The following is a 17,783-nucleotide window of genomic DNA, read 5'->3' as shown; positions in this document are numbered from 1 at the left end:
CTAGTATGTAGAACATGTTCTACTCGCTGGGGATCTCCGAGGAGCACGCCGAGCTGGGCGCGAGCCTGCGGTCGTGGGCGGCCTCCATCTCGCCGTTGTCCGAGGTCCGGGCAGCCGAGGACGATCCCGGCGCAACCTTTCCCTCCTCCCGGTCGGCACTGACCTCGATGTCCGTGCCGACGATCGGCCTGCCCGAGTCAGTGGGCGGCGGCGGGGGATCGGCGCTCGATGTCGCGGTGGCGCTCGAGGCGTGTGCCTACGCACTCGTCCCCGGCCCCTTGCTGAGTACGGCGATCGCGTCGGCGCTGCTCCCGCCGTCCCACGCCGCGTCGCTGGTGTCGGGGGCGCGCGTGGCAGTTGGTGTCGGTGACGTGGTGCTCGATGCGCCGGGGGCCGACCTGTTCCTGCTGCCCTCGTCGTCAGGCTACGTGGTGGCTTCCACGGCCTCGGTGACGTGTTCTTCACCGCTCCTCGACCTGAGCCGCCGCATCGGAACCGTGTCTTCTGTCGACGGTGCGCCCCTGGACCTCACCGCAGACGTCGTCCACCGCATGTTCGTCACCTTCGCAGCGGCCGAGGCAGCGGGCGTCGCGCGCTGGTGCCTCGACACTGCGGTCGAGCACGCGAAGGTGCGCGAGCAGTTCGGTGCCAAGATCGGCTCGTTCCGGGCGATCAAGCACCTCTGCGCGGAGATGCTGGAGACGGTCACGGCCATCGAGGCGGTGGCGTGGGACGTCGCGTCCGCGGCCTTCACGGACCAGTGGGCGTTCTCATGCGACGTGGCGGCCGAGGTGGCGTTCGACGGCGCCGTCCGCGTGGCCCGAGACTGCATCCGGGTGCTGGGCGGGATCGGCTACACGTTCGAGCACGACGCGCACCTCTACCTCCGCCGAGCGCTGTCCCTGCGATCGCTGGCCGGGACGTCGTCCTCCGCGGCCGCGTCGCTGGCCGCTCGTGCCGTCTCGGGCTCGCGCCGGCAGCTGAAGGTCGACCCGGAGGGCCGCGACGCTCCTGTCCGGCCGGGCATCGCCTCCTTGGTGGCTTCCCTTGACCGGGCCGACCCACGGGCGGGCCCGGTGTCGACCGGCCTGCTGATGCCGCACTGGCCTTCGCCGTACGGGATGGACGCGGACGCGGTGACCCAGCTCGTGGTCGACGAGGAGCTGGCGGCCGCGGGGATCGAGCGACCGGACCTCAAGATCGCAGGCTGGGCGGTGCCGACGATCCTGTCGCACGGGACGCCGGAGCAGCAGGAGCGCTTCGTGCGGCCGTCGCTGCTGGGCGAGATCACCCGGTGCCAGCTGTTCTCCGAGCCGGGCGCGGGCTCCGACCTCGCGTCGCTTCGCACGCGCGGTCCGAGACGGCGACGGCTGGCGCCTGACCGGGCAGAAGGTGTGGACGTCGTTGGCGCAGGACGCCGAGTGGGCGATCTGCCCGGCCCGCACCGATCCGGACGCGCCGCAGCATCGCGGGATCAGCTACTTCCCGGTCGACATGTCCAGCGCGGGCATCGACATCCGGCCGTTGCGTGAGCTGACCGGCGACGCGCTCTTCAACGAGGTGTTCCCGGACGAGGTGTTCGTGCCGGACTCGCTCGTGGTGGGGGAGCCCGGCGACGGCTGGAAGCTGGCGCGCACGACGCTCTCCAACGAGCGGGTCGCGATGGCGGGCCACCGGTTGGGCGTCAGCATCGAAGGCTGCGTGGCCGCGGTGGGTCCCGATCCGCTCGACCGCGCCCGCGTCGGTCACCGGAGTCGCGCTGGCCACGGTGTGCTCGCTGCTGGGCGTCCGTTCGACGCTCAAGGCTCTCGCCGGGACGTCGCCGGGGGCCGAGTCGAGCGTTGCGAAGCTCCTCGGCGTACGCAATCGGCAGGAGGCCTCGTCGCTCCTGCTCGAGCTGCTCGGTCCGTCGGTGCTGCTGGGCGGCCCCGAGGCGGAGGCCGCCGTGCACGAGATGCTGGTGACGCGCTGCCTGTCGATCGCGGGCGGGACGACGCAGATCCTGCGCAACGTGGCCGCGGAGCGGATCTTGGGGTTGCCCCGCTAGCGTGCCGGCATGGTCACGCTTCCGTCTCCTGTCCGTCCCGGCGATCGCGTCGCCGTCGTCTCCCCGTCGTGGTGCGCGCCGGAGCACTTCCCGGCGATCCACGAGCAGGCGCTCGATCGGATCCGGGAGCTCGGGCTGGAGCCGGTCGAGTACCCGTTCACGCGGGTCCGGGGCACGCCGGAACAGCGGGCGTCCGACCTGATGAGCGCCTTCGAGGACGAGTCGATCAAGGCGGTGATGGCGACCGTCGGCGGCAGCGACCAGATCACCGTGCTCAAGCACCTCGACCCGGCGCGGATGCTCGCGCATCCCAAGCGGTTCCCGGGCTACAGCGACAACACGAACCTCTCGAACTGGCTGTGGTTCCACGGCATCGGCGGAGTGTACGGCGGATCGACGGCCGTCCACCTCGGCCCCGGCCCACGGGTCGATCCGCTCCACCCGGACTCCCTCAAGGCCGCGCTCTTCGGCGGGGACCTCGTGCTGACGGAGCCCGCGCGCACCCGCGACTTCGGGGTCGAGTGGGCATCGCCTTCGGTGCTCGTGGAGGCGGCGCCCGACCTGCCGGCCTCGCCGTGGCAGTGGTCCGGGCCGTCTCGCGCGGTGACGGGCACGGTGTGGGGAGGGTGCCTCGAGAGCGTGGAGATGACGCTCGCGGTCGGTCGCTGGGTGCATCCCGTGTCGGCATACGAGGGATGCGTGGTGGCCCCGGGAAGCGTCCGAGGAGATGCCGTCACCCGACCACTGCCTCCGGATGCTCCGCAACCTCGGTGAGCGAGGCATCCTCGGCGCAGCGTCCGCGCTGCTGTGGGGCCGCCCGCCCGTGACCTCGCGCGAGGTGGTGCGGTCGGAGGCGGAGGTCGCGGACCAGCGCGCCGAGCGCCGCGAGGCAGTGCTGCGAGCCGTCGCGGACTACAACCCCTCGCTCGTCGTCGTGCTCGACGTGGACTTCGGGCACACGTCCCCGCAGCTGTTGTTGCCGTACGGCGGGCGCGTGACCGTCGACGGCGAGCGGCGCGAGATCACGGCTCACTTCACGGGGTAGAGATCTACGCCGCTGGGCGCGCATGATCATCTCGGCCCGGTCGGGGTCGAGGGGATGGGTGCCGGTGTGGTCGCGGAGGTAGTAGCGGCCGCGGGGTGTTCGCCAGAGGTATCGCCCGGGCCCGGATTGTCGGCACTGGTAGCCGCCGAAGGTCTTCCAACGGTGGTGGGTGCGGCGGAGGGGCCCGGAGTTGTGGGTGCCGGTTTGGCACGGTGGCCCGTGCTTGTCGTAGGGCGTGGGGTGGTCGTAGTCAACGCTGAGCCGGGTCCCGGACGGCGCGTAGGGGAACACGTCGCCGCCGGCTAGTTGCCAGCTGTGGTCCTTGAGACGGTCGGGGTGCTCGTACTCGTTGATCCTGATCCGGCCATTGAGGTCGCGCACGGGTTGGAGGCTGACGTCGGCGTGGCCGAGGAGGTCGGCGAGGCGTTGGACGAGCGTCGGGCCGAGGTCCTCGACGCGTGCCACGCCGTCTTGGCCGCGGAGCGCGGTGTCGGTGAGGTGGACGTGCACGACGGCCTTCGGCCGCAAGGATGCGAGCTGGCGGCAGGTGAGAGCCGCGAACCCGGCGAGTGTGTCGGCCAGATGACTCGGCGCCCACACCGGGCGGCGGTCGTCCTCGGACTCTCCGTCGGACCTTTCGTCGGATGCCGGCTCCGATTCTTCCTCGACCTCGGTGTGCTCGAGCAGCAGCTGGAGCAGGTCGGCCGGTCGGGCGAGCCAGCCGAAGGCGAGGGCGCGGAGCTCGTTGCGGTTGTGGTCGTGGCCGTGGGTGGGGGCGAGGATGTCGGCGACGCGGTCGGTCAGGGCGTCGACCCAGATGGCGTCGCCGTCGAGGACGCGGGCGATGACGGTGCGGTAGCCGGTGTCGTCGGAGCGGGACAGGGCGACGTAGCGGCGGTGAGCTTCGAATGCGAGGCGGGCGGCCTCGTGGTCGGGGTCGGCCTCGATGGTCTTGGCGCGGGCGAGCTCGAGGACGGTGGCGGGGGACTCTGTGGCGACAGCAGTGGCGATCGCGCGGTCGACGATGCCCACGGTGTCGGCGTCCGGGTGGCGGGAGGTGACGGCGACCTTGCGGGCGACCCCGGGGTTCGCAGGCGAGGGCGAGCATGACGGCGAAGGTGGCGGGGAGTCGGTGGCGCAGGTCGAGGATGTCGGCGATCGCGGCGCGGGTGGTGGCGTGGTGGGTCTGGCGGGCGAAGGCCAGCTCGGCGACGGCGAATTCGCGCATCGGTGGGGGTGCCGTCGCCGCCGGGCTGGATCATCTTCTCCCGGGCGTGCCGGGGCAGGTTGGGGTCGTGCACGGGGAGGTCGGTGTGGAGGTCGGCCCAGTGCGCGACGACGAGGAGGTCCTCGACCTCGGCGAACCGCCGTGCGCGTCGATGACTCGGCGAGGGCCGGGGTGGCCTCGGCGTCCGAGTCGTCGATGTGGGCGGTGTTCATGGCCCGATTCTATCTCGAACGCGTGATCGGATTCAAGAGTTGGATGCATTGTTTGTGCAGGTCAGAGGCCTGCGAAGCATTTGCGCAGCGGTCCCCGCTCCGACTCGACCTCGGTGCGCCCACCCTAGAGTCGACCACCGACAACGTAGGACTCGGACCCCTCACCAGTGGGCGGCAATCGGGTTTCCAATTCCGGCACGACAGCGCGGAGTGCGGCAGATCCGCGCGGATCAGCGGGCCAAGCGCTCGAGTTCGCGGACCGTCTTGCGATCGGTCTTGATCAGCCCATTTCCCTGGGTGGCGCGAGAAGGGCGCCTTGTTCTCCTTCAACACATGCCGAGCGCCTGCTCGGCTCGTTCCTGCGCGCGGTCGCGCTGACCCGTCTGGTCGGCGATCTGCGCGTCGGCCGGAGCGCTCGAAACTTCGTGGACGGAAACGGCGATTCGGCTGCACAAAAGTGGTCCAACCAACGGAGCGCTTCAACGTAGCGATCCGACCATCCGGCGGTGACGATCAGTTCCGCCAACTCAAGGTCTGCTCCGGTATCTACGGTCAGGCCGGCGTCCTGCATTCTCTGGACTTCGACAAGATGCTCGGCCGCCTGAACGAAGAAGCCATCGCGGCTGTAGGCGGCCCCGAGGGCTTGATGTGCCCGAATGATGTCCACGGCGGAAGCGGACTCTTCGGCGAACGTTCGCCGCATGAGGTCGCGCCCAGCCTCTCGGACATCTGCTTGCAGGGCATCGGCGAGGCCCATGCCCTTAATCAACATGTACTGAGCCTTCTGGCCGCGTGAACGAGCTAGGCGGCTCCCAAATTCGGCTCGGGTCTGGGCGTCCCAGTCGGGTCCGCGGTACCAGTCCTCGTTGCCCATGAGAGTCCCTTCGGCGTTGACCTGATGCAGAGGCGCAATTCTGCAGGAGGCCGGGCTGTAGGGCCTTGTCATCGGCATATCCGCGCACATTGCGGCAGATCTGGTCGTTCGGGGTTCAGCTGGCAGTGCGCACCTTAGAGTTCGAATCGTGGATGAGGATGAAGTCAGTGGGTGGTTCGAGGAGTACCTGTCCGCCTTCGCGGCGTCCGGTCGAGGGGAGCGTCAGCCCGCCGACATTGTGGGCTTCTACTCCGCCCCGCTTCTCGTGACGACTGACGACCCGGTGCTCTGGCTCCACACGTCCGACGAGGTTGTTTCCGGCTGAAGACCCGGGTAGAGCGCATGCTTGCGGCGCAGTACGACCACAGCAAGACGCTGTCCAGTGACACCACGATCTTGAACCACAACACAGCAATTCATCGGGTGGCGTTCTCCCGACGTAGTGCGGACGGGGAAGAGATCAACGAACTGACAGTCACGTATGTCGTCACTGCGGGACTAATGGCTTCCGCATCTGTGCATTGGTCCTACACGCAGCCTGATGCCCGCGCGCGTGAGCGCTCATCAAGCATGTCCGGACGTACTGCAAGACAAATTTGGCGCCGGTCATCTCGACGTCGATCTCACCACCGCGTGTTCAGCAGGTGCTGCACGAGCAGCGCCACGAGCAGCTGCAGGGCCAGCCCCCATTTTCGCCAGCGCTCGGGCAGCAGCCCGACGGAGATCAGCAACCGGGGAGCGAAGGGCAGCCAGATCCGCTCGACCTCTGCCTTGGACATGAAAGACAGGTCGGCGACGACGACGGCAGTGAGGGCGCTGGCCGCGAGCAGGGCAACCACGCGATCGGCAGATGTCCGCAGCACGGCCAGCCGACCGAGACCGGCGCCGATGAGAGGCCCCGCGCTGAAGCACAGTGCAGCCAAAGTTGCCCCACACCCAGTAGGACGCCGGCCGGATCCCGGCGACGCCGTCGTAGTAGCGCTCGCGCAGCACCGGCAGCGCCTCCCACCACACGAACCCGAACGGGACGAAGGCCAGCACGACCAGCAGCGCCGCAGAGGCCGCGATCGGCAGCGGCCACCACGAACGTGCGACGAGGAGCACGGCGACGGCGACCAGCCCCACGAGCGGCAGCCCGTAGGACAGCATCACCAGCCAGCCGAGCAGCAGCCCGGCGAGCACCGCCAGAAGAACTCGAGAAAGGCCCACGCGTGTGGCCGCAAGGGCAAGAAGCGCCAACCCCCGGGCGGCCACCGCTGCGAACATCGCATCGTTGGACACCCCCATGAAGAGCGCCATCGGACCGAGGACCGGGGAAGGGCGCCGCGCCACGACCCGCAGCCTCGGCCCCGAGCGCGCGCAGCGTCACGAGCACGGCGACGACGGTCGTCGCGCCGATCGCGGTCACGACGAGACCGGCGGCCGGGTCGCCCCCGAGCCCGAGCCGCACCAGCCCGACGTGGAGCAGCAGCGCGCCCGGCGGGTGCCCGGCGACGTGGGTCGGCCAGTTGTCCGGTGCCGCGGAGTAGGGGATCCGGTCGACGAACCCGCGCAGCACCGCGGTGACGTCCCCGGCCGCGGAGACCTCGCGGGCGACCGGAAGGATCTCGATCCGGTGCCCGAGCACGTCGCCGATCCCGATCGGCCCGATCCGAGCCAGCGCCAGCATCCGGGCCAGCGCGGCGCCGTACGACACGAGCAGGAGGCGTCGCCACTCGAGCGCGGCGGCGAGGGTGAAGGCGTAGCGCCAGCCCAGCATCGCGAGCAGCACGGCCGGCACGCTCGTGAACCCGATGTGCGGCTCCCACAGCGCGTTGAGCGGCGGGAACGTCCCCGCGGGATGCGTGCGTGCGCGCACGTCCCAGCCGGTGATCAGGGGCACGGCCGGTGCGAGCAGCATCAGGGCGAGGGCCACGAAGAGGCCGACGCGCGCCGGAGGAGGAGGTCGTGGCCACGCTCGCATGCTAGGTGCGGAGGACGGGTACCACCGAGAGGTATGAGGCGGACGTCAGGGCTTCGTAAGAGTTCCGGCCCCCGTCCGCGGCGGCACCGTCCTACGTTCGAGGACGTGGACAAGACCTGCGACCTGATCCTCCCGTGCCGCGACGAGGCACCCGCGCTGCGCACCCTGTTGCCCCGCGTCCCCGAGCACTTCCGCGTGATCGTCGTGGACAACGGATCCAGCGACGACACGGCTCGCGTCGCCCGCCAGCTGGGCGCGACAGTCGTGCACGAGGAGCGAGCGGGGTACGGCGCCGCCGTGCACGCCGGAGTAGAGGCGGCCACCGCCGAGCTCATCGCAGTGATGGACGGGGACGGGTCCTTCGACCCCGCGGAGCTCGACCTGCTCCCGGCAGACGTCGCCGAGGGGCGCGCCGACCTCGCCGTCGGCCGGCGCCGCCCGGTGGCGCGAGGGGTCTGGCCGTGGCACGCCCGCGCCGGCAACGCCGCGGTGGTCTGGCTGCTGCGCCGACGGATCGGCCTCGCAGTCCGCGACATCGGGCCGATGCGCGTGTGCCGTCGCGAGTGGCTGCTCGACCTCGGCGTCACCGACCGCCGCTTCGGCTATCCGCTGGAGCTGCTGCACCGTGCCACCATCGCCGGCGCACGGGTCACCGAGCACGACGTCAGCTACCACCCTCGCGCCGCCGGCACGAAGTCGAAGGTGTCGGGGTCCGTGCGCGGCTCGATCCGCACGACTCGCGACTTCTGGGCGGTGGTCCGATGAGCTGCCGGTGGTGGCGAAGGCACCGATCCTCGGACGCGCCAAGACCGGGCTCGGCCGAGACATCGGGATGGCGCGCGCCGCAGACCCGGCCGCGGCAGCGCTGCTCGACACCATCGATGCGTGCGTCGAGGCAGTCGGTGCTGATCACTGCAGCCTCGCCCCGGAGGGTGCCCTCGCAAGTTCCGCGCGCGGTGACGAGATCACCGAGGCCCTGCGCGGCTGGCACGTCCTCGGTCAGCGCGGAGGTGAGCTGGGGGAGCGGCTCGCCTTCGCGCATGCCGATGCGCCGGACCTGCCGCGGGTGCAGATCGGGATGGACACCCCGCAGGTGACGCCGGCGCTGTTGCAGGCCGTGCTGGCGGGCCTCGGCACCCACGACGCCGTCCCGGCGCCCGCCACCGACGGGGGCTGGTGGGCGCTGGCGCTGACCCGCGGTGCCGATGCCGGCCGGCTCGTCGCCGTACCCATGTCGACGGCGACCACCGGGGACGACACCGTCGAGGCCCTCCGCGCCGGCGGCCTGAGCGTCGCGACCGGCCCGGTGCTACGCGACGTCGACACCGTCGAGGACGCAGCACTGGTCGCAGAGCAGGCGCCGTGGACCGGGTTCGCGACCGCTTGGCGGACCGTCGCGCAGAGGTCGGCATGAGCACCCTGACGCGGGAATCACTGCCGGTCGCCGGCATCTTCGCGGAGGCCCTCCGCGGAGTGCCCTGTGACGTGATCTGGGCGGACGGCACGACAGGCACGTTGCCGGTCGCGGGCTGGGTGCAGGTAGCCGACGGCACCGACCGATCCATGCTCGCCTCCTGCGCCGGTCCGACGATCGACATCGGCTGCGGTCCCGGCCGGATGAGTGCGCAGCTGATGCTCGACGGCCACGTCACGCTCGGCATCGACGTGGCGCCGGAGGCGATCACCCAGACCCGCGCGCGCGGCGTCAACGCCCTGCGCCGTGACGTCTTCGGACGCGTTCCCGGGGTGGGGAGCTGGCAGACCGCACTGCTCGCCGACGGCAACATCGGCATCGGCGGCGATCCCGTGCGGTTGCTGGAGCGGGTCCGCGAGCTCGTGTGCCCCACGGGCATCGTGGTGGTCGAGCTGGCGGCGTACGGCGAAGGCCTCCGCCGCAGCTCGGTCGCCCTGAGAGTCGGCGACCGCGTGAGCGACTCGTTCCCGTGGGCGCTCGTGGGGGCGGATGCAGTCGCTGCGGTGGCTGCTCGTGCCGGGCTCACCGTCGTCAGCACGCACGAGCGCGGTGGCCGCTGGTGGTCGATCCTGCACCGGGAGAGCTGACGTGCGACCGCCCGCACCCGAACACTTCACGTCCCGGCTGCGCAGCCCGGCCGTCGCGGCCCGTGTCGGCGCGTGGCTGGGGATCGCCTTCGCCGCCTGCTTCCTGACCGGCGTCTACAGCCATGTCGCGCAGCTGCCGGATCCGTGGCTCCCGCTGCCGACGCGCCCGTCGTGGTTCTACCGCCTCACCCGGGGCCTGCACGTGACGGCCGGCGTCGCGGCCGTCCCGCTGCTGCTGGTGAAGCTCTGGTCGGTCTACCCGCACCTGTTCACCCGGCCCCCTCGGGACCGCCGCCGCGCTGGTGCTGCACGGCCTCGAGCGCGCCTCGGTCGGCGTGCTCGTGGCCGCGGCCGTCTTCCAGCTGGTCACCGGCATCGCCAACTCCGCGCAGTGGTACCCCCGGGCGTTCTCCTTCCGCGCCACCCACTACGCGATCGGCTGGGTCGCCATCGGTGCCCTCGTCATCCACGTCGCCGTCAAGCTGACACCGATCCGCGCCGCGCTGGGCAGCGACATCGACGACGAGATGCTCGATCGGCCCACGATGTCGGGGAGCAGCGGACTGTCCCGCCGGGGGCTGGTGCGGAGCGCCCCGGTCGCCGCCGGGCTGGTCGTGGTGGCCACCGCCGGCAGCACCGTGCCCGCCCTGCGTCGCGTGTCGGTGCTCGGCGTCCGCTCGGGCGAGGGGCCGCAGGGCGTGCCGGTCAACAAGTCCGCCCGCGCGGCCGGGGTGCTCGAGTCCGCGGTCAGCCCGGGCTTCCGGCTCGTCCTCGCTCACGGTGGCACCACCGTGTCCTTGACGAGGTCCGATCTCGAGGCGATGCCACAGACGACCGCCGACCTGCCGATCGCCTGCGTGGAGGGGTGGAGTGCGAGCGCGACGTGGACGGGGATCAGGGTGCGAGCCCTGCTCGACCCGGTCGGCGCACCCGTCGGCGTACCCGTGCAGGTGACGTCGTTGCAGGAGCACGGCCCCTTCAAGGCGACCATCCTGCCCGGCAACTTCGCCGCCGACGACCTCACGCTGCTGGCGCTGCGTCTCAACGGCGAGCCGCTCGACATCGACCACGGCTACCCGTGCCGCCTGATCGCGCCCAACCGCCCGGGCGTGCTGCAGACGAAGTGGGTCACGCGGCTGGAGGTCTCGGCATGAGGCTGCGCATCGTCCCGGTCGCCTGTGGCGTCCTCGCTTCGGCGTACGGCGCCCGGAGCCTGCTCGGAGAGGCCCCGCGCGACCTCCCGGACGCCGGGCTGTGGCTGGCCGGGGGAGTCGTGCTGCACGACTTCGTGCTGGCGCCCGTCGTGCTGCTGGGGGCGCTGGCGCTGCGCCGGTGGCTGCCCCCGTCATGGCGTTCGCCGCTCGTGGTGGCGGGCCTCGTGCTCGGCTCCACCACGCTGGTTGCGATCCCGGTGCTGGGCAGGTTCGGAGCACGGCCGGACAACCCGAGCCTGCTGGACCGGAACTACGTCGCAGGCTGGTTCGGCCTTGGTCGCACTAGGGTTGCTGGCCGTGGCTGGTCACGTCCCGGTGCAACGCATCCGGGCGACGAGGAGGGGTGATGGCGCGGATCCCGGTCGTTGACGACGACACGACCGTGCGCGAGGTCGTGGTGAGCTACCTGCGGGCAGCCGGCCACGACGTCGTCGAGGTCGGCGACGGCGAGTCCGCGTTGGTCGAGGCGGCTGCCGGGGCCATCGACCTCGTCGTGCTGGACCTGATGCTCCCGGGCATCGACGGGCTGGAGGTGTGTCGCCAGCTGACGGAGCGCGACGACGTCCCGGTGATCATGCTGAGCGCCCCGGGTTCGGAGACCGACCGGGTGGTCGGCCTGCAGCGTGGGGCCGACGACTACGTCACCAAGCCGTTCAGCCCGCGGGAACTGGTGCTCCGGGTCGACGGTCTGCTGCGCCGCGCCGTCGAGCGCGCCACGCCTGCCGTCGAGCTCGTCGACGGCGACCCGGTCGTGCACACCGGCCGCCACGAGGCGACGCTCGCCGGCGAGGTGCTCGCGCTGACCTCTCGCGAGTTCGACCTGCTGCGATTCCTGCTCGCCAACCCGGACGTCGCCTTCTCCCGCGAGGAGCTCCTCCAGCGCGTCTGGGGTTGGTCGTTCGGCGACCAGTCCACGGTCACCGTGCACGTACGCCGGCTCCGCGAGAAGGTCGAGAAGGACCCGACGCGCCCGACGCGCCTCGTCACCGTGTGGGGCGTCGGCTACCGCTGGGAGGCGGCGTCGTGAGCGACGAGGTCGCCGTGGTGCTGATCGCGCTGGGCTGGTCGGGAGGCGTCGCGGTCACCGGCCCGGTGGGCGCCCGGCTGCTGCGGTCCGCGTCGTTGCGCTGGCAGGTCGTCGCGGTCGCCATCACGGCGGTGCTCGCCGTCCCGGCCGGGGTCATCGGCACCGCGCGTGCGATGTTCCTCTCCGAGCACGACTTCACCGTCGTGATGATGGTCTGCCTCGTCGCCGGACTCGTGGCCGCCGCGGTCGCGCTCGTCCCGGGGAGCGCCCTCACCCGCTGGTCGCGCACGCTTGCCGCAGAAGCGCGACAGCTCGGCGACGACGGCCGTCTCGAGTCGTACGGCGCAGGGCCGGCCGAGTTCCGCGACGTGTCGGCCGAGCTCACCCTCACGAGCCGCAAGCTCGCCGAGTCGCGCGAGCGCGAGCGGCGGCTCGAGGAGTCGCGGCGTGAGCTCGTCTCGTGGGTCTCGCACGACCTGCGCACGCCGCTCGCGGGCATGCGCGCGATGACCGAGGCGCTGGAGGACGGGATGGTGGACGACCCGCCGCGCTACCTGCGCCTCATCCGCGCCGACGTCGACCGGATGGTGCGGCTCGTCGACGACCTCTTCGAGCTGTCCCGGATCAACGCCGGGGTGCTGAGCCTGACCCCGGAGGAGGTGGCGGTGGCCGACGTCGTCAGCGAGGCCATTGCGAGCGCCGACCCGGTGGCCCGCTCGCGCCAGTGCACACTGGGCGGGCACGTCGAGCCCGGCCTCGTCCTGCGCGCCGACGCGGCCGGTCTCTCGCGGGTCGTGTCCAACCCGGTCACCAACGCGATCCGCCATACCCCTGCCGACGGCACTGTCGAGATCCCGGGGCGCACTTCGCCCCGCGGCGTCGAGCTGACCGTGACCGACGGCTGCGGGGGACTCGACCCCGACGACCTCGACCGAGTCTTCGACATGGGCTGGCAGGGCAGCCGGGCCCGCACCCCCGATCGCGAGAAGCCGTCGGAGTTCGGCCACGCGGGCCTCGGACTGGCCATCGTCAAGGGGATCGTCGAGGCCCACCGCGGTGAGGTCGCCGTCGCCAACCAGCACCCGGGGTGCCGGTTCGTGGTGCTGCTTCCGCACGCCGCGGGCCCTGCCTGACAGGATGCCGTCGTGACGACCGCGCGAGTGACAGGCAACAGTGAGGGCATCGACCCGGCGGCGGTCCAGACGCGGACGATCCGCACGCTCGTCGTCTCGCAGGCCGTCGGGGCGGTCGGCGTCACGATCGGTGTCGCGACCGCCTCTCTCCTTGCTCGCGACATCTCCGGCAGCGAGAGCATGGCCGGCCTCGCGCAGACCTTCCGGGTGCTCGGCACGGCCGCCGCGGCGTTCCTGCTCGCCCGCCTGATGCGCGCCCGCGGCCGCCGGATCGGCCTCGTCACGGGCTACCTCCTCGGTGCCGCGGGGGCGCTGCTTGCCGTGGTGGCCGGGGTCGTCGACTCGATGCTCGTGCTGCTCCTCGGCGCTGTGCTCCCGGGTGCGACGACCGCTGCCAACAGTGGCTCCGCTACGCGGCCACCGACCTCGCGCAGGAGGAGCACCGGGCCCGCGCCCTGTCCGTCGTCGTCTGGGCCACGACCATCGGAGCGGTCGCCGGCCCCAACCTCACCGGAGTCGGTGCGTCGTTCGCCCGGTCCGTGGGCATCCCCGAGCTGACCGGTGGGTTCGCGATCGGTGCGGTGGCCCTCGTGCTGGCGGCCGGCTGGCTCGCCGTGCGCCTGCGGCCGGACCCGCTCCTCGTCGCGCAGGCGAACGCGCCCGTCGCACCGGCCGACACCCCGCGACGTTCGTGGTCGCGCTTCACCGCGACCGTTCGTGACGTGCCAGCCGTCGGTGCGGCCGTCGTCGGGATGGCGTGTGCGCACGCGGCGATGGTGACGGTGATGATCATGACCCCGCTGCACATGGAGCACGGGGAGCGCACCTGGAGATCATCGGATTCGTGATCTCGCTGCACGTGCTGGGGATGTTCGCGTTCTCGCCGCTGGTGGGCGCCGCGGCGGACCGCTGGGGTCGTTCGCCCGTGCTGATGGCGGGCGGTGCGGTCCTGCTGGTGTCGCTCGCGCTGTGCGGTGCGGCACCCGAGGGCAGCTCGTGGCAGATCTTCACCGGCCTGTTCCTGCTCGGACTCGGCTGGTCCTTCGCGACGGTGGCGGCTTCCACGATCATCGCGGACCGTACGCCGCTGTCGGCGCGCACCGACGTGCAGGGCACCTCCGACATGGCGATGTCCCTGACGGCCGCCGGAGGCGGAGCGCTGGCCGGCGTGATCGTGCAGGGGTTCGGCTATCCGACGCTGGCCGCCTTCGCCGCGCTGCTCGGCGCGGCCGTGGTCGTGGCAGGCTTCGCGACCCGGGACAAGCGCGCGGTCTGACTTCCGACACGCCGGGCCCGCTGCTCCACATCGAACAGACGTTCGGGTTAGATTCTGTCCACAGGTACGACGCAGTGCGAGGTTCTCCACAACGACGACTTCCCTGACCGGGGGATGTCGGTGGCTCGCTCTAGCGTCGCAGACGTACCTGACATCCGACACACAGAAGAGGACACGCACATGGCTGCTGGAGATCGTGACAAGGCGCTGGATGCAGCGCTCGCCAACATCGAGAAGTCGTTCGGCAAGGGCTCGGTCATGCGCCCGGGCGACGAGATCCGCGCACCGCTGGAGGTGATCCCGACCGGTTCCATCGCGCTCGACGTGGCGCTCGGCCTCGGCGGTCTGCCGCGCGGCCGGGTCGTGGAGATCTACGGTCCGGAGTCCTCCGGAAAGACGACGGTCGCCCTGCACGCGGTGGCCAACGCCCAGCGTGCCGGCGGCATCGTGGCCTTCATCGACGCCGAGCACGCCCTCGACCCCGACTACGCCAAGGCGCTCGGTGTCGACACCGATGCGCTGCTGGTCTCCCAGCCCGACTCCGGTGAGCAGGCGCTCGAGATCGCCGACATGCTGATCCGCTCCGGCGCGCTGTCGCTGATCGTGATCGACTCCGTGGCCGCACTCGTGCCCCGTGCCGAGATCGAGGGCGAGATGGGCGACAGCCACGTCGGCCTCCGAGGCCCGGCTGATGAGCCGGGCGCTGCGCAAGATGACCGGTGCCCTCAACAACTCCAAGACCACGATGATCTTCATCAACCAGCTGCGCGAGAAGATCGGCGTCATGTTCGGCTCGCCCGAGACCACCACCGGTGGCAAGGCGCTGAAGTTCTACTCCTCGGTGCGCCTCGACGTGCGTCGCATCGAGACGCTCAAGGACGGCACCGACATGGTCGGGAACCGCACCCGGGTCAAGGTCGTGAAGAACAAGGTCGCGCCGCCGTTCAAGCAGGCCGAGTTCGACATCATGTACGGCAAGGGCATCAGCCGTGAGGGTGGCCTGATCGACGTCGGTGTCGAGGCGGGTCTCGTCCGCAAGGCCGGCGCTTGGTACACCTACGAGGGCGACCAGCTCGGCCGGGGCAAGGAGAACGCCCGCACCTTCCTCAAGGACAACCCCGACCCGGCCAACGAGCTGGAGAAGAAGATCCCTGGAGAAGCTCGGTGTCGGTCCGCAGGTCGACAAGCCCAGCGACGACCTCTCCGACGAGCCGATCGGCGTGGCTGATTTCTGAGAACCGTCCGGCGCCGTCGTGGGCGGGTGACGTCCACGACGGGGTCGAGGCTTGGACCCGTTCGGCGAGGCTCTCGAAGTCGGGCTCCCCGGAGTCCGACGAGCCCGACGAGCCGTTCGAGCGGGTGCCGACCGGGCGCTCGCGGCGCAAGAAGACCGGAGCGCGGCAACGCTCCGGCGAGCGTGGCGCGACGCAGGCCCGCGACCGTTCCTCGGGCCCGCCGCCCCCGACAAGGTGGCGCAGGGGCCTGACGCCGACCCGGAGGCGGTCGCCCGGAAGATCCTGCTCGATGCACTGACCGGGCAGGCTCGCTCTCGCAAGGAGCTGGCCGACAAGCTCGCGAAGAAGGACGTGCCGGACGAGCTGGCCGAGCGCCTGCTCGACCGGTTCGCCGAGGTCGGCCTGATCGACGACGAGGCCTTCGCCCGGGCGTGGATCGAGTCGCGTCAACCGGGCAAGGGGCTGGCGCGTCGCGCGCTGGCCCACGAGCTGCGGCGCAAGGGCATCGACGACGAGATCGCCCGTGACGCGCTCGACGAGATCGATCCCGACGACGAAGCGGCCGCGGCCCGGGTGCTGGTGCGCAGGAAGCTGCGCTCGGTGAGCGGGCTCGACCAGCAGAAGGCCACTCGGCGACTGGTGGGCATGCTCGCCCGCAAGGGCTACGGCGCCGGCATGTCCTTCGCCATCGTCAAGGACGAGCTGAAGCTCGCCGGCGACGCCGAGATGGATGCGGGCGACGACGAGGACCCCTAGGGTCTGGCACATGCCAGACCTGCGGCGGCTTCAATGACCATGCGGCTGACGATCGCCGACAGGGGCCACGAGCTGTCGGGGGTGGTGCGCGACGGGGAGTCCCGGCGGGCGGCCGCGGTCCCGCACCGCCGGCTCGCTCACCGGCACCCCCGTGGCGGTGGACCTGTCGGGCGAGGTGAAGAAGTTCGTCATCGACCACGACCGGGTGGTCACGCTTCGCTCGATGACCCGCGGCGACCTGCCCAAGGTGGCCCAGTGGCGCCAGCAGCCGCACGTCCTGCAGTGGTGGGCCGGCGACGGCGAGCCGACGCTGCAACGGGTCACCGAGCAGTATGCCGCCGACATCGACGGCACCAGTCCTACCCGCATCTGGGTGGCCGAGGTCAACGGCCGCTCGGTGGCGTTCGTGCAGGACTACCGCGTCGGCGACTACCCCGACTACGCCCTGCTCGCCCCCGACCCGGACGCGATCGGCCTCGACTACGCGATCGGTGATCCCTGAGTGGGTCGGTCGCGGGCTCGGGGTGCCGATCCTGTGGGCCCGGATGCTCAAGACCCGACACCGGCTCCCCGACGCGAAGACCTACTTCGCCGCCCCCGACCACCGCAACGCCGCCAGCCTTCGCGTCCTCGACAAGCTCGGCTTCACCCGGGGCGTCTGGTTCGGACGAGCCGCAGGCGGACGGCTCGGTGGTCACGGTGGTGGGCTGCACCCTCGACGTCGCCCGCGTCCCGGCCTGACGGGCGCGGGGCGTGGGCCATGATGTGCCCATGACCGACGCGATCGCCGACCACGTCCGCCTCACTCCCGGCCCCGTTGACCTGCGCACCATCGAGACCGACGCCGCGCCCGGGTTCACCGGCAAGAAGGCCGACGGGGAAGCCGCGCTCGCCGCCATGGCCGGCGATCTCGCCGACCTGCAGGAGCGGCTGTGGGCCGAGCGGACAGCCGGCTCCGCGCGACGCGTGCTGCTGGTGCTGCAGGGCATGGACACCTCCGGCAAGGGCGGCGTGCTGCGCCACGCGGTCGGCCTGATCGACCCGCAGGGCGTGCGCATCACCAGCTTCAAGGCGCCCACGGAAGAGGAGAAGGCGCACGACTTCCTCTGGCGGATCGAGAAGGGCGTTCCCGATGCCGGCTACGTCGGCGTCTTCGACCGCTCGCACTACGAGGACGTCCTGATCGCCGGGGTGCGCGGGTTCGCCGAGCCCGCCGAGATCGAGCGCCGCTACGGCGCCATCAACGACTTCGAGGCGAAGCTGGTCGCCGAGGGCACCACGATCATCAAGTGCATGCTCCACATCGGCCCCGACGAGCAGAAGGCGCGTCTGCAGGAGCGGCTCGAGAACCCCGAGAAGCACTACAAGTTCAACCCCGGCGACCTCGACGAGCGGGCCCTGTGGCCCGCCTACCGCGAGGCCTACGAGATCGCCCTCGAGCGCACCCACACCGAGGCCGCCCCCCGGCACGTGATCCCGGCCGACAAGAAGTGGTTCCGCAACCTCGCCGTGGCGCAGCTGCTGCTCGACGCACTGCGCAGCCTCGACCTGCAGTGGCCGACCGCCGACTTCGACGTCGAGGAGCAGAAACGCCGGCTGGCCGACGAGGCACCGGTCGCGTGAACCCGACTTCGCAGTCGGTCACCGGCCTGCCCGTCGTCGCTGTCACGGCTCACGTCACCCCGCTGCGCGAGGGCGGCAGCCTGCCCGGG

At 71.3% G+C, this 17,783-nt stretch carries 21 protein-coding genes and 4 pseudogenes; 24 read left to right on the top strand and 1 reads right to left on the bottom strand.

The annotated features are described in order from the left end of the window. Nucleotides 1–14: 14 nt before the first annotated feature. The 9 genes and pseudogenes from LP418_RS31825 to LP418_RS34860 all read left to right on the top strand — a co-directional run. Nucleotides 15–1,223, top strand: a pseudogene (locus LP418_RS31825) (acyl-CoA dehydrogenase family protein); the annotation flags it as partial. A gap of 169 nt (nt 1,224–1,392) precedes the next feature. Next, a pseudogene (locus tag LP418_RS27665) lies at nt 1,393–1,482 on the top strand (hypothetical protein); the annotation flags it as partial. Nucleotides 1,483–1,768: 286 nt separating this feature from the next. Continuing rightward, nucleotides 1,769–2,047: an acyl-CoA dehydrogenase family protein gene (locus LP418_RS27660; protein WP_257954464.1), complete on the top strand. Its 279-nt coding sequence runs from the start codon at nt 1,769–1,771 to the stop codon at nt 2,045–2,047. A 9-nt stretch (nt 2,048–2,056) separates the two neighbouring features. Beyond that, nucleotides 2,057–2,821 (top strand): LD-carboxypeptidase, encoded by a 765-nt coding sequence (locus LP418_RS27655; protein ID WP_257954463.1) that lies wholly within the window; start codon nt 2,057–2,059, stop codon nt 2,819–2,821. After that, the gene (locus tag LP418_RS34870; RefSeq protein ID WP_442940046.1) at nt 2,775–3,092 is read left to right on the top strand and encodes a hypothetical protein; all 318 of its coding nucleotides are present in this window, start codon (nt 2,775–2,777) and stop codon (nt 3,090–3,092) included. The genes LP418_RS27655 and LP418_RS34870 overlap by 47 nt, the downstream gene beginning before the upstream one ends. Nucleotides 3,093–3,407: 315 nt before the next feature. Further along, nucleotides 3,408–4,202 (top strand): hypothetical protein, encoded by a 795-nt coding sequence (locus LP418_RS34865; RefSeq protein ID WP_442940045.1) that lies wholly within the window; start codon nt 3,408–3,410, stop codon nt 4,200–4,202. Between the two features lie 787 nt (nt 4,203–4,989). Beyond that, the gene (locus LP418_RS27645) at nt 4,990–5,328 is read left to right on the top strand and encodes a hypothetical protein (RefSeq protein WP_257954461.1); all 339 of its coding nucleotides are present in this window, start codon (nt 4,990–4,992) and stop codon (nt 5,326–5,328) included. A 226-nt stretch (nt 5,329–5,554) separates the two neighbouring features. After that, complete coding sequence (locus LP418_RS27640) at nt 5,555–5,731, top strand: DUF6841 family protein (RefSeq protein ID WP_257954460.1); 177 nt, start codon at nt 5,555–5,557, stop codon at nt 5,729–5,731. A gap of 17 nt (nt 5,732–5,748) precedes the next feature. Further along, nucleotides 5,749–5,838 (top strand): annotated as a pseudogene (locus tag LP418_RS34860) (hypothetical protein); the annotation flags it as partial. 292 nt (nt 5,839–6,130) lie between these two features. Here LP418_RS34860 and LP418_RS27635 read toward each other — a convergent pair. Continuing rightward, nucleotides 6,131–7,321 carry a hypothetical protein gene (locus LP418_RS27635; RefSeq protein ID WP_257954459.1) on the bottom strand — a complete coding sequence of 397 codons (1,191 nt, stop codon included), beginning with the start codon at nt 7,319–7,321 and terminating at the stop codon, nt 6,131–6,133. Between the two features lie 153 nt (nt 7,322–7,474). Here LP418_RS27635 and LP418_RS27630 point away from each other — a divergent pair, with 153 nt between their 5' ends. From LP418_RS27630 to LP418_RS27560, 15 genes and pseudogenes are all read left to right on the top strand, one after another. After that, a complete protein-coding gene (locus tag LP418_RS27630) occupies nt 7,475–8,134 on the top strand; it encodes a glycosyltransferase family 2 protein (RefSeq protein ID WP_257954458.1) in 660 nt (219 codons plus the stop codon). Nucleotides 8,135–8,144: 10 nt separating this feature from the next. Further along, nucleotides 8,145–8,783: a TIGR04282 family arsenosugar biosynthesis glycosyltransferase gene (locus LP418_RS27625; RefSeq protein WP_257954457.1), complete on the top strand. Its 639-nt coding sequence runs from the start codon at nt 8,145–8,147 to the stop codon at nt 8,781–8,783. Then, entirely contained in the window at nt 8,780–9,430 is a 651-nt protein-coding gene (locus tag LP418_RS27620; protein WP_257954456.1) for a class I SAM-dependent methyltransferase, read from the top strand. Before LP418_RS27625 ends, LP418_RS27620 begins: the two co-directional genes overlap by 4 nt. Nucleotides 9,431–9,732: 302 nt before the next feature. Further along, entirely contained in the window at nt 9,733–10,584 is an 852-nt protein-coding gene (locus tag LP418_RS27615) for a molybdopterin-dependent oxidoreductase (protein ID WP_257954455.1), read from the top strand. Next, a complete protein-coding gene (locus tag LP418_RS27610) occupies nt 10,581–10,991 on the top strand; it encodes a hypothetical protein (RefSeq protein ID WP_257954454.1) in 411 nt (136 codons plus the stop codon). Before LP418_RS27615 ends, LP418_RS27610 begins: the two co-directional genes overlap by 4 nt. Then, a complete protein-coding gene (locus tag LP418_RS27605) occupies nt 10,991–11,671 on the top strand; it encodes a response regulator transcription factor (RefSeq protein WP_257954453.1) in 681 nt (226 codons plus the stop codon). Before LP418_RS27610 ends, LP418_RS27605 begins: the two co-directional genes overlap by 1 nt. Beyond that, the gene (locus tag LP418_RS27600; RefSeq protein ID WP_257954452.1) at nt 11,668–12,804 is read left to right on the top strand and encodes a sensor histidine kinase; all 1,137 of its coding nucleotides are present in this window, start codon (nt 11,668–11,670) and stop codon (nt 12,802–12,804) included. Before LP418_RS27605 ends, LP418_RS27600 begins: the two co-directional genes overlap by 4 nt. Nucleotides 12,805–12,816: 12 nt before the next feature. Continuing rightward, nucleotides 12,817–13,362: a hypothetical protein gene (locus LP418_RS27595; protein WP_257954451.1), complete on the top strand. Its 546-nt coding sequence runs from the start codon at nt 12,817–12,819 to the stop codon at nt 13,360–13,362. Next, nucleotides 13,344–13,652, top strand: a complete 309-nt coding sequence (locus LP418_RS27590) for a hypothetical protein (RefSeq protein WP_257954450.1) — start codon at nt 13,344–13,346, stop codon at nt 13,650–13,652. Before LP418_RS27595 ends, LP418_RS27590 begins: the two co-directional genes overlap by 19 nt. Further along, nucleotides 13,649–14,080 (top strand): MFS transporter, encoded by a 432-nt coding sequence (locus LP418_RS27585; RefSeq protein ID WP_257954449.1) that lies wholly within the window; start codon nt 13,649–13,651, stop codon nt 14,078–14,080. The genes LP418_RS27590 and LP418_RS27585 overlap by 4 nt, the downstream gene beginning before the upstream one ends. Nucleotides 14,081–14,260: 180 nt before the next feature. Next, nucleotides 14,261–15,315 (top strand): annotated as a pseudogene (gene recA, locus LP418_RS27580) (recombinase RecA). 51 nt (nt 15,316–15,366) lie between these two features. Next, nucleotides 15,367–16,071, top strand: coding sequence for a regulatory protein RecX (locus LP418_RS27575; RefSeq protein ID WP_257954448.1), 705 nt, complete (start codon nt 15,367–15,369; stop codon nt 16,069–16,071). A gap of 151 nt (nt 16,072–16,222) precedes the next feature. Continuing rightward, the gene (locus LP418_RS27570; protein ID WP_257954447.1) at nt 16,223–16,573 is read left to right on the top strand and encodes an acetyltransferase; all 351 of its coding nucleotides are present in this window, start codon (nt 16,223–16,225) and stop codon (nt 16,571–16,573) included. Continuing rightward, entirely contained in the window at nt 16,563–16,835 is a 273-nt protein-coding gene (locus tag LP418_RS27565; RefSeq protein ID WP_257954446.1) for a hypothetical protein, read from the top strand. Before LP418_RS27570 ends, LP418_RS27565 begins: the two co-directional genes overlap by 11 nt. Before the next feature lie 7 nt (nt 16,836–16,842). Beyond that, nucleotides 16,843–17,694, top strand: a complete 852-nt coding sequence (locus tag LP418_RS27560) for a PPK2 family polyphosphate kinase (protein WP_257954445.1) — start codon at nt 16,843–16,845, stop codon at nt 17,692–17,694. Nucleotides 17,695–17,783 lie beyond the last annotated feature (89 nt).

Source organism: Nocardioides sp. B-3 (assembly GCF_024703895.1).
Classification (GTDB): Bacteria; Actinomycetota; Actinomycetes; order Propionibacteriales; family Nocardioidaceae; genus Nocardioides.
This window is presented reverse-complemented; position numbering and strand designations above follow the sequence as displayed.